A 12,439-nucleotide genomic window follows, 5' to 3' on the forward strand; every position below is an offset into this window, starting at 1 on the left:
ATTATGCGAAGGGCTTTTTATTTTATTCTTTTTTAGTCTTCTTATCACATACAGGCACCAGAATTTCACCGTTCATCCCTTTTTTCAATAAAAGGTGCAGGATGGTTTTAGATAACCTGCTGGGATGATAAGGTTTGACCAGATAGTCATTGGCTCCCAGTGTGAGTCCTTTTTCTTTCTCATCCAGTGCCGAAGATACGATGATCGGGACGTGAGAAAGGGCTTCATTCGATTTCATTTCTTCTAACACATCCCAACCCGACATACTTCCTTCAAGCATAATATCGAGGACGACGGCATCAGGCTTCTCCTCTTGCATTTTGGTTAAGGCTTCGCTTCCCGACGGGGTATGCTTCACTTTGAAGCCACTGTCGGATAGTTCGGCTTTGAGTAAAGATGCCAGATTGATATCATCTTCAATGACAATGATATTCATGCCATCCCCACCATGTTCATCCTCCTTAAAGGTTTCGATGGTGACAATCGGCAAGCGGATAGTGAACACACTGCCTTTCCCTTCTTGGGATGAAACCGTGATTTTCCCTTCATGGGTTTCGATGATTTCCTTCACGATTGTAAGCCCCAATCCGGTACCGCCAATTCTTCTCTGATCGGAATTATCGACCCGATAAAATTTGGTGAACAGGTTTGGAATTGCCTCCTGTGGTATGCCAAGTCCTTCATCCCGAATATCGATGATGATGCATTCTTCTCCTTCACGGAACATAACGGTAATGGTCCCACCATCAGGTGAATACTTGATGGCATTGCTGATCAGATTAGTGAACGCCTGGGACAACTTATCCCGATCTCCAAGGACGATCGTACAATCCGTCTCCCTTGCGATATTAAACGAATGCAGAGGTGCATTGACCTTTTGGGTATCGATCACATGTTGCATGATCGGGACAACATCCTCAAATTTACGCTCAAAGGTTTGGCGCCCCGACTCCATGCGCTGGACGTCAAGGAAGTCGTTGATGAGAGACGTCAATCTCTTCGCTTCTTGATAAATTGTCGTTAAATATTTCTTTGTTCTTTCCGGTTTTAACTCTTTTGTCAGCATCAATTCCGTAAAACCAAGCACGCTTGACAATGGAGTGCGAAGCTCATGACTGACCGTGCTCACGAACTCCGATTTCATTTGATCGACTTCGAATTCTTTCGTGATATTCCGATGGACGAATATGGTACCGATCTGCTCCTCCCCGCGATAGAGAGATTCCGAGTATACCTGGAAGACTTCTTTACTGTCCTCGAGGTGATAGGTTAAGAGATGTTTACCTGTCTTCCCTTGTTTCACGATCGATTCATAATACTCATCCAGTTTCTCTTTGTCTTCTACCCGATCAATCAGGGCCTGTTTCCAGGTTTGATAGCATGACTGTTTAAGAACATCAATTTCACTTTCGATTAGAGCTGACAATTTTTTATTCATCAATAAGTTGTTGCCATCTTTATCTATGAGTTGTATCCCCTCTTGAATATTGTCGAGAATATCCTGGGTTAATTGACGGTTCGCCTCAGTCTCTTCGAACAGGGTGATCTTCTGCAATGAAATAGAGATTTGCTTGGCAAGGCTCGTATACTCAGCCAATTCCTGCTTAGCGAAATCATGTCCAAAGCGACTGAATACCATGATCGCTTCCACTTGCTGGTCGGCTGACAGGACTGGTAAGAATAGGTCGTACGAGTAAAGCGTTTCTTCATGATACCCTTTCTCGGACGGCGTCATCTCCCGCTTGAGTGAGAAGGGTTCTTTCGAATCAAATAATCGTTGATGGATGCCGTTATAAATGTATGCCAAGAACTGTTCTGCACCTTTTTCGGAAATTCCAAACGACGCGTTGGACTTCTGATCATCCATAAGGACAATCATCCCCCGGGAAGCTCCCATCACTTGACTCATACTTTTCACAATGCTCACTAATACTTCTTGTTTATTCAGAGAACTCGAGATCCCATGGATGAACTCATTTCTCCGCTCCAGCTGCGATTCACGGTTCTTCGTCATATTCAATAAGTGCTCAAGCTCCGATTGCTGGGATTCCAGCTCATCCTGCTGAGCCTGCAATTCTTCATTCTGAGCCAAGAGATGCTCTTCCTTCTCCTGGATTTTATAAATCATCTTTTCAAATGCCCTGGACATTTTACCGATTTCATCTTTTCTTTTATTTTCAAAGTTCCATTGCTGGTATGCATCGTTTTCTGCAATTTGCTCTGCTGCTGAAGCTACTTGATTGAGAGGCTGACCAATTTGCTTCGCGATCATTCTCATCATCCTCATCAGAACAAGGAGCATCAGAAATATAAAGACAACAAAGGCTGTCTGACTTAAGGACTCTTTTCGTTTCAATTCGTCATAGGCGTGTCTCTTAGTTTGTTCAATGGAGTCTGCATACATATTGAGTTGGGTTTGAAAGGTTTCGATAGTGGCTGTTGCCCCACTGGCAGAAGCCTCTTTTACCGCTTCGAAATCCCCTTTTTCATAATTGCTGATAACAGGCGGAACCATATCCTTGAAATATAGAGTAGAAAATTCCTCCGCATCTTTTACGAAGAGTTGATCATCAGGCTCTGTTTGAGATTCCTTTAACTTACTTAGCGTGTCAGCTACTTTTTTCTCCTGTATGAAAATACTTTCTTTAAACGTCTCTCTCCCAAATGCAAGATATCCCCTCGCATCAAAGAAAGCCTTTTGAAAGTCTCTGTCCAATTGCTCAGCCACATCTTCTTTTTGATTGAGCTGATCCCTTTTTACCTGATACGCATTTCCAATGGATTGGTCGTACATGTACAAACACGCAGCCCCAATGAAGAAAATAATAATAAAACCGCTCATCAATCCAATAAATTGATTACGTAAACTTGTTTGAAATAAATCCCTAACTTTCTTCATTCAAGATATCCTCGATCCGCTGAACGAGCTCTGCCGGACTGTACGGTTTGGCAATGAAATAATCTGCTCCCGATTTCAATACGAGATCTTTATCGGTCTGTTGACTCTTGGCAGACACCATCATGATCTTCACCGTACTTTTTTCGGATGAGTTCCTCACCTTTTCGATCACTTCCAGGCCAGTTAACAGAGGCATCATATAGTCGAGGAGAATGAGGTCATACTCATTCTCCATGATTTGATCAATCGCCTCCTGACCGTCAGCTGCTTCATCCAGCTCATGCCCTTCGTCTTCGAGTGTATCCACCATTAACATACGCAGGACTTCTTCATCTTCCGCTATTAGAATTCTTGCCATTTGTTATTCCCCTTCTTTCTCAAATGCCTTTTTCATTTCATAATAAGACTGTTTCAATCGTTCATGGGAAATCGGTTGGTCCCACGTATCCCAGGAGTATGGATAGAATTGTTGAGGGTCCATGAACCCGTCTTGATTCCGGTCAGGATAGGAGAATTCCTTTCCTCCACCTGTTTCATACACTCCGACCTTAATGGATTCCAGCGTGGTTGAACTTTGCAATCCTTTACCGGACCAGATATCCCCCACTGCTTCTTTCAAACTCGGATCCTTTATATTTAGTAACTGCCAAGGAATCCTGATCTCATATCGACCTTCAGAAGAATCGACACTGATGTCTGTTAAAGAATTATACCCTTTATCCTGAGGGTTCGATGTCCCGAACTGAAGAACTCCTGTTTCATAGGACTGAAACGGGATTGTATCTCCTTCTACATCCAGAGATTTATTTAACGTCAATCGGATCGGATGATATGTCCCGTTATCTTTCACTTTCGCATAGGTCTCTTCTTTGATCATATTGAGGACATGACCATACTGATAGTGATGGGTATCATAATAGCTGTCGATCCATAAACGGGCTTCCTTTCTTCCTTTTATGTGAAGAGCAAAGTCCACTCCTTTTGTGGAAACAGCCGGCACATCCGGAATCGTGGATTGCCCCTGATCCCCAATCGTATCGAACAGAAGATAGGTGTTTTCCCCTTCAGAAATCTCTTCCGAATCGAGCCGTACATACACAAAGCGTTCATCGCTTGTCATATACATGCTGTGCCCTTCTTTGTTAAAAGCCGGTTTGATCCCATTATAGGTCCAGTCTTCCGATCTTCCATCCACATGGATCATGTCGGTTTTACTTTGACCCGGGTCGAAGCTTAACATCCCGAACTGCTGCTCATTCGTTTGGGCATTCTGCCAGAACGGCCGCCTGTCCGGATTGTCATAGTCCATCGTATTCCATGTCCGTTTGAACCACTCATCCTGCCAGGCGAAGACCATTCCACCAGCCATTTTCTCTTCGACGATATCTTCGAATAATCGGCGATCGATTTCACCCTGCTCTTTTTCTGAATGATGTCCCTGATCCATACCGTAGACGTTTTTGTGAGTAAGTCCCCTTGATCCCGGGACACCGAACTCCGCCACTACCAACGGCATGGAATGGGCTTTTTTCATATCATTCAAATAGCCTGCATAGTTGTTCTTTTCTCCCCGTTGGTCGATATAGTCGATATACTTCGTCTCGTAATTCAGAAAATCCGGATAATATGGATAGATATGATAGGAAGCAAATAAACCGGTTCTCAATTTGTCGGTTCCCTTCATGACGTTCGGATTTACGGACACCATGTCTTCCTTCTCCAAAGGCTCACTCGGATGATCCAACAGATCAGTCGTGACCCAGTTAGTAAAACTTACAGGCCTTTGCCACTGATACGTATCGGTTTCATATTTAATTCCGTCGTTCATTCTTTCTGTCAGCCAGATTTCAAATGGCTGAGCCTTTTCCGTTTCAATGTACTCACCCTTGAAATCCTGGAGTCCTTGATGCTTATCATTTGTCGCAAGAACCACCTCGGGATCCCACTCCACCCCGAAAATCCAGCCTAGGACGTAAGGGGAGATATCATAGGTGTAAGATCCGGACGCATGACCTTTCCGTTCGGGTATTTCTGCGTTCCCATGAACGAGATCGATGGTCTTTTTGATTTCCGATGCAAATTCGTCACTGTTCTCTTTTGCAAAGGCATCTTCAGACTTCAAGAAAATCTCTTCATTGACCCATACCCCGTGGAATAAATACAATGGCTTATCCGCAATCTGGTTATATTCGTAAAAGGCTTCATAAAATTCAGGAGGGTGAATGGTGTAAATCCGGAGGGCATTGGCATTCATCGCTCCGATTTGCTTGAACCACCTCATGTATTCCTCTTTTGAGATCGCTGTTTCGCCTGGAAATGAACCCGGCCTTGCGATCCCCATATTCACCCCTTTAATAAGGAGGTCTTCCCATTTTCCGTCCTTCTTCACCTGAATGTAGTCAGTACCTGTCTTTCCTGCAAGCTTCAGACCATTTTCATTGGTGATTTCGACGGTTTCCTTCTTCTTATCGCCACTTTCCTTTTGGATATCCTTAAGGATCGCCGTCATCAGCGGAGTATAGGCCTTCCAGTAAAATTGGGAAGTATCATCCGGTTTGGATGACCCCGTCCACTTTCTCCAAGAAGAGAATCCCACGGTTTGATAAAGGTCCGGCACATCTGCCTGATCCGCATAATCTCCGCTAAAGTAGTACGTGTCGTATTGACGGTTCTGTCCATGAACAACAGCCGGAAATGTCATCGGCAGGTTCAAGGCCTTCATGGTGTCCTTCCCGCTCTTTGACAATGACAGAGTATAATTGGCCACGACTTCATCTGGGTTGATCGCTTCTACGATATCAAACCAGTAGGAATAAGGGGTGCTGATTTCTTCGCCGATCAACTTTTCACCCTCTGAGGTAGTTGAAAATACAACACCCTTCTTTCCGATGTCTTTCTTGTCCAACACGACGAGACGATCATTTTCGTCCACCAGGACATAACCTGGACCATTGAAATTGTATGTTTCTTCATACTGCTTCTCGTAATTATCCCTTACCCATTGAGGCACTTCGCTATTTTCCAGTTCAGGGAAGTACCTTCCGATCCAACCGGACCATTCCAAATTGAAAAGAGAGTAAAACTTCTTCCTGGTTCCTTCTTCCGTAGGCTGCGCCATGGAATTGAACTCGGCAATTAATGTCTTTCCATCCTTCATCGCCATGTCTTTTAATGCGTCCATATCCTGATCGGTCAAGCCTCCGTATAGTTTGGAGGACCGTTTACCGGAGACATTTTTATTATGAAACTCTTCTTCGTACACGCCATACGTATCGGCTATGTAGACCGCATCATATTGATCAGTAGATGAAGGGATATTTTTAATATCGAAGGTTTGGTCCTTTTTCGGAACAAATCCGATATAGTCTTTTTTTAAATCATATCGTTTCCCGTCTGTTTGAACATATTTCTGTTGATTCAGAAGCCACATAAGCCCTTTATGTTCCCTGTACGTGGTATCAGGCACCGTCTTATCAATGATCAACAGATCCAGATCCTTCTCACCCTTCACCTGCCATAGCCAAAAAGGGGCAGAAATCAGCAGCACGATGCCGACGATGAACAAGACAAATGAATAAGATTTCAGCTTTGTCATTTTGAAACTCCTTTTCTCGCCATTTCTCCCCAGCCTCTTTTTTTGCGTATCACGTCAAGGATTCCCTCACATCTCCAGAAAACGGTGAGAGGACGATACCATAACGTCTCGGTCAGTGAATAGGCAAATAGTCGGGCGATGTCAGATGCTTTCGGGAACTTTCTGACGGACCATTCTTCAAGGAGGACGGCTGCCATGGACAATACCGACCCATAAAGAATGGATAACAAGAATAATAGAATGGCAAACTCGAGATATACCCCGCCTAGAAAGATGGAGAGAATCATGATGATGTACCCCATCAATTCAACAACTGGTCCAAAGAATTCAATGATTAAAAAATAGGGCATGGACACCATCCCGATCGAACCGTACTTCGGATTGAACAGGAGCTTACGGTGTATCCAGAGGCTTTCAAATAATCCGCGATGCCATCTGCTCCGTTGACGCCTCAAGTATTTCAGGGATTCAGGTGCCTCCGTCCAGCTTACTGGGTCGGGAACATATACGATTTTTTTATTTGCTTTTTGTTCCTTTACATATCGATGAAGCCTGACAACGAGCTCCATGTCTTCCCCCACGGTATGGGAGTATCCACCGGCATCGACGACCCAACGCTTTGAGAATACACCGAATGCCCCTGATACAATTAGGAGTAGATTGTGCCTGCTTAAACCGATTCTGCCCATTAAGAATGCTCTTAAGTACTCAATCACCTGCATGACAACAAGTGGTGATCGGGACAGCCCGACTTTGACGATTTCCCCGCTTTCAATTTCACATCCATTGGCAATACGGATGCTTCCACCGGATGCAATGACTTCCCCGTCGGATTCAACAATCGGTTTCATCACTTTCAGAAAAGCGGTCCTCTCAAGCACCGAGTCTCCATCGATAGAGCAGAAATAAGGAAAGTTTGACACGTTGATCCCGGCGTTCAAGGCATCAGCTTTCCCTCCATTTTCTTTGTCGATCACCAGGAGGTTTTTATATAGTTTCGATTGATAAACACCCCTCACCGGCTGTGTTTCCAATTGTTGACGGATGACCCACTTGATTTTCACCAATTGAAACGACTCTATGAGTTTTTCCAGAGAATCATCGGTGGAGCCGTCGTTAATGATGATGATTTCATATTCGGGGTACTCAATGCTTAGGAGAGATCGCACCGTTGCCATGATCCCCACTGATTCATTGTAAGCAGGTACGAGTATCGACACCGGCTTGGTCTGATGCAGATGCAGGAGCTCCTCGTATGGTCCCCATTCATCAAGACCATAGGTTTTCCTCAATTGAAAGAGGGATATCACGAGAAGAATCGTATAAAAAGAGATAACCAGTATCATATAAATCAAAACGAACCATCCGATGAACATCATGATATTTCCCCAGTCTGCAAAGATGTTCATGTAACCGCCCCCCTTTCAAGCCACTGTTCCGCCATATCCCTCGCATATTCATCTTCGGCATGGACAGCGATTTCCCCTAACACAACTTTACCGTCCGCAAGACGCAAGAGGGATTGAGCTGCCTGGGACCTAACATAAAATGACGGGTCGCTCATTAGTTCCTTCAAATAAGGAGTCAGTTTCGGAGAACGGATGTACTCACATGCTTTAAGGGCCATCAATCGTTCCTGCCAGGATTCAGCACGTAAATGAGAGGAAAGTTTCGGTACGTTCAGATAAAATTCCATACCCACCACTGCCTTTAATGCACGTACCCTCAATTCAGTAGAGTCCTCAGACAATAACCGCTCCAGGAAACCTACATGTTCCATTCGATTCATCACCCCGATCGAATCGATGAGGGCAAATTTCATCACTTCCGGTAATTCATCAAAAGCGTATACCAATGGTTGGAACTGATCTTTCCCGAAAGACTGAAACAGCAGACTGTACTCAAACTCCGTCAGCTCATGCTTCGTGTCCGTCAATCGCGGCAGCAGCTCCTGATCATCGAAGAGCACATCCAATTTCAATAATTGAATTTCTTCCGATTTGCTCATGTATCCAGATCCCCGGAGCTCCTTCAATGGTTCTTTCATACTTCTCATCTTGAAATCCTGAATCCAGTAAAGGGCATTCATCCGGATACTCCATCTTCTGTGCCGTAACTGAGACAAAATAAACGGTTGAAAATGGTTTTCTGCAAACCATTGCAACCGCTCCTGAATGCCGGGTGAAGAGATAACCTTTGAAAAGCCCGCCAACAATTCCACCAACGCCCTGGTTTGTAAGGGCGAGCTATTCTGGAAACCTTCGTCCCCAACACCCTCTTGTAAATATTGAAAAAGGGCTGATTGATACTCCTCTTTATATTTCTCAATCGTCACCCGCTTCTTATTATCCATCATCTTCTTTATTATTAAATACAGGCACAGTCCTGTTAACACCATCAGCAAACCGAGCAGTACTATTGAAAAATAAAAAAGTTCCTGAGAGTACAATTACCTCATCCTTTTCAGCATTTGACCCAAACGGGCTTCAAGCTCTAGTAGTTTAAACGGTTTCGTCATATAATCATCGGCTCCGAGCTGAAGGGATCTCGAAATGTCTTTTTCACTCTTCCGTGACGTAAGCATGAGCACCTTGTACCGGTCGGAATTACTTCTTGAACGAATGTTTTCCAATACTTCAAGACCATCCATCTTCGGCATCACCCCGTCTAAAATGACGAGGCAAGGATGTTTACCATGCCAGTCTGACCCCACAAAGGCCGCTCCATCTTGAAATGTCTGGATGTCATATTGAATATGAGGTTCACCCGGCAGCTTCGACACGATGTCCTTCATCACCGTCCGGATGATCGGATCATCATCGACGATGGCGATCTTCATCGTTTTGTGAGGAGAATGCTCGCTTGCCTTCCCATCCACCTTCACGACGTTTCTGCCACTGCTCTTGGCCTCATATAGAGCGTTATCGGCAAGCTTAAGCCAAGTATCGAAAGGCTTTGTCGGATCAGCAATCTCCGCCACCCCTGCAGAGAATGTGCAGGAGAAGTCCTCATCCCCTTGGAACACTACTTGACTGAACCCCTTACGAATAATATCGACAAACGTGTACGCTTCCTTTAACGAAGTATTAGGGAGCAGGATGACAAATTCTTCTCCGCCGAAGCGGAAGACGGTGTCCTGGATTCTGGTTTCCGTCTTCAGGTGTGAGGCAAATCCCTTTAAGACCCGATCCCCTACCAGATGTCCGTACCGGTCGTTCACTCCTTTAAAATGATCAATATCAAGGACGGCCACGCAATACGAATCACCGTTCCTTGCCGAGTTACTCTGCACCTGTGCGTACGCCTGTCCCAGATATTTACGGTTATACACCATGGTCAGCTCATCGATCAGCACAAGTTCTTCCATCTGTTTCTTTCGTTCCATCTGCCTTTTCACACGCACAATAAACTCTTCAAGGTCAAAGGGCTTGGCTATAAAATCGTCCGCCCCCATCTGATAGCTTTTGATACGGACTTCCTTACTGTTCTCCGCACTCACCATGACAGTGGGGATGAACTGCTGCTTCAATTTTTTCTTAAAAAAGTCAAGCACTTCGAATCCATTCGTCCCATCCATATAAATATCGATGATGGCACAATCCGGCTTCACATCGTAGTAGGACATGATGGCCTTGTCAGGATTGGCAATGGGGACAACATACCATCCGATCTTCTCCAGCTCTTCCTTCATATACATGAGGAAAGACGTATCATCATCAATGATTAATACCACAGGCTCTTCCCCATCCCGACTCTGCTTGCCGGGGAATACTTCAATGGTTTCCTCTTCATAGTGATAACAGTACTGAATAATTTCGAACAGTTCTTCCTTTACTTCTGAAACCGTCCACATCCGCTCTTCCTTCTCATTATGCTGATCCATCAATTCACGGGCCAGATCCCCGATTTTATGTAAGCCAAGTACCGAGGCGGATCCAGCCATGGAATGAATGAACCGGTATACCTCTTCATGAGGGACCGATCCCGCTGTTTCCCACTCTCCCAGTTTTTTTCGTACATTATTAAAGAAATGCTTTGTGTATTTTTCCATTCGGCATCGTCTTCCTTTATCGTAAACTTCTTTTTAAATTGACCTTAAGCAACACAGTAAATGTATTCCAAACTTATTTCATTATACTCTCGGATTCGCTAGTTTAATAGGTTGGGGATGGAAATATTATGTGACTTTTTCTTCATTTATCCTGAAAAGTTCAATGTATCAAAAAAATGGGAAGACATCCATTCTGGATGTGAAATAATTGGGAAAAAGGTTCGAAAGGATTAGTTGGTTATTACTTTAAGTAAACTCTTTTCACCATGATTATCGGAGTATTCACACGGACTACGGACTATGCTTTGCAATTACTCTGTCATCTAGCATGTGCTGGAGGTGAGGGGAACTGCTTCGCTTTCCACGGACGTTCGGCCGAGCCTCCTCAGCAAAAAACGCTTCCGGGGTCTCCGCACGCCCGTTTTCCGTAGGAGTCTACGCATTTCCCCTCAACCTCTATACAGTTTTTGGTGACAGAGCTAAATGATGTGGTGAAGAAAAAAACATTTTACTTTAGGTTATCATTTCAGCTATTAGAATGTGGTTGGAAGTGATGAAGACATAATGAAACCTTTCAGTCTGACTATAAAAAAACAACGCACTAAAAAAAGCCGATGACTACTCCCTGGTCATCGGCTTTTTGTGAGGTTGATTTTATGCTTCTTTTTGGACGAATCCTTCAAGGGCCACCAAGGCTTCTTCTTCGTCGCTTCCGTCGGCCACAAGTTTGATATCTGAGCCTTTGGAGATGGCCAGGCTCATTAAGCCCATAATGCTTTTCGCATTAACTTTCTTCCCATCCTTTTCCAAGAAAATTTCAGATGAGAAACGGTTTGCCTCTTGTACGAATAATGCCGCTGGTCTTGCTTGAAGACCCGTCTTCAATTTCACTTCTACTTGTTTTTCCACCATAACTATTTCTCTCCCCTTTGTCCTTAATTAAGTATTCATCTTTTCTCCCGCTCTTAACTTCTCTGCCAGCTGATCAATTTTCCGTAAGCGGTGATTGATTCCTGACTTACTGATGGTACCGCCTGACACCATTTCCCCAAGTTCCTTCAACGTGACATCTTGATAATTCACTCTAAGCTCGGCGATTTCTCTTAGTTTATCGGGTAAAACCTGTAATCCTACATGCTTTTCGATAAACTTGATGTTTTCAACCTGCCTTAAAGCTGCCCCGATGGTTTTATTTAAATTAGCCGTCTCGCAATTCACAAGACGATTAACGGAATTTCGCATATCACGGACAATCCGCACGTCTTCAAATCGAAGCAAGGCATTGTGAGCCCCTATAATATTCAGGAACTCCGTGATTTTTTCTGCTTCCTTCAAATACGTGATGAAGCCCTTTTTCCTTTCAAGGGTCTTGCTGTTCAATCCGAAGGAATTCATCAGCTCGGACAACGCCTCGTTGTGTTCAGAATAAAGAGAAAAGATTTCTAAATGATACGATGACGTTTCCGGGTTATTCACTGAACCGCCTGCCAGAAACGCTCCCCGTAAATATGAACGTCTACAGCATTTCTTCTTGATCAGGTTTTCCGATATATTATGGATAAAGGTGAAATGTTCACCCAGTATATTCAAGTCTTCAAGGATCATCTTTGTATCTTCTTTGATTCGTACAATATAGACATTGTTCTTCTTCAGCCGCATCTTCTTTCGCACCAGAAGCTCTACCGGGGTGTCGTACCCTTTTTTGATCAGTGTATAGATTCTTCTGGCAATGGCGGCGTTTTCGGTTTGAATATTGACGACGAGCATTTGATTCGAGAAGGATAATGAACCATTCATACGAATCAATGCGGACAGCTCTGCATTTGCACAGCAATCCTTCACTTCAATATTGGTCAGTTCTTTTTTTGTTTCGGACGCAAACGACATCCCCATC

8 protein-coding genes are annotated in these 12,439 nt (G+C 44.1%); all 8 read right to left on the reverse strand.

What is annotated here, in order from left to right; all coding sequences use genetic code 11:
- Positions 1-22 precede the first annotated feature (22 nt).
- On the reverse strand, positions 23-2,899 hold the full coding sequence (locus ACIGG7_RS19170) for an ATP-binding protein (protein WP_397550685.1): 2,877 nt from the start codon (positions 2,897-2,899) through the stop codon (positions 23-25).
- On the reverse strand, positions 2,886-3,257 hold the full coding sequence (locus ACIGG7_RS19175) for a response regulator transcription factor (RefSeq protein WP_224944809.1): 372 nt from the start codon (positions 3,255-3,257) through the stop codon (positions 2,886-2,888). The genes ACIGG7_RS19170 and ACIGG7_RS19175 overlap by 14 nt, the downstream gene beginning before the upstream one ends.
- A gap of 3 nt (positions 3,258-3,260) precedes the next feature.
- Positions 3,261-6,494: a hypothetical protein gene (locus tag ACIGG7_RS19180; RefSeq protein ID WP_397550686.1), complete on the reverse strand. Its 3,234-nt coding sequence runs from the start codon at positions 6,492-6,494 to the stop codon at positions 3,261-3,263.
- On the reverse strand, positions 6,491-7,903 hold the full coding sequence (locus ACIGG7_RS19185; protein WP_397550687.1) for a glycosyltransferase family 2 protein: 1,413 nt from the start codon (positions 7,901-7,903) through the stop codon (positions 6,491-6,493). Before ACIGG7_RS19185 ends, ACIGG7_RS19180 begins: the two co-directional genes overlap by 4 nt.
- A complete protein-coding gene (locus tag ACIGG7_RS19190) occupies positions 7,900-8,943 on the reverse strand; it encodes a HEAT repeat domain-containing protein (protein ID WP_224944815.1) in 1,044 nt (347 codons plus the stop codon). Before ACIGG7_RS19190 ends, ACIGG7_RS19185 begins: the two co-directional genes overlap by 4 nt.
- Entirely contained in the window at positions 8,944-10,545 is a 1,602-nt protein-coding gene (locus ACIGG7_RS19195) for a diguanylate cyclase (RefSeq protein WP_397550688.1), read from the reverse strand.
- A 654-nt stretch (positions 10,546-11,199) separates the two neighbouring features.
- Positions 11,200-11,457, reverse strand: a complete 258-nt coding sequence (locus tag ACIGG7_RS19200) for an HPr family phosphocarrier protein (RefSeq protein ID WP_224944819.1) — start codon at positions 11,455-11,457, stop codon at positions 11,200-11,202.
- A gap of 27 nt (positions 11,458-11,484) precedes the next feature.
- Complete coding sequence (gene whiA / locus ACIGG7_RS19205; protein ID WP_397550689.1) at positions 11,485-12,432, reverse strand: DNA-binding protein WhiA; 948 nt, start codon at positions 12,430-12,432, stop codon at positions 11,485-11,487.
- Positions 12,433-12,439 lie beyond the last annotated feature (7 nt).

Source organism: Rossellomorea sp. NPDC077527 (assembly GCF_044542955.1).
Taxonomy (GTDB): Bacteria; Bacillota; Bacilli; order Bacillales; family Bacillaceae_B; genus Rossellomorea; species Rossellomorea aquimaris_E.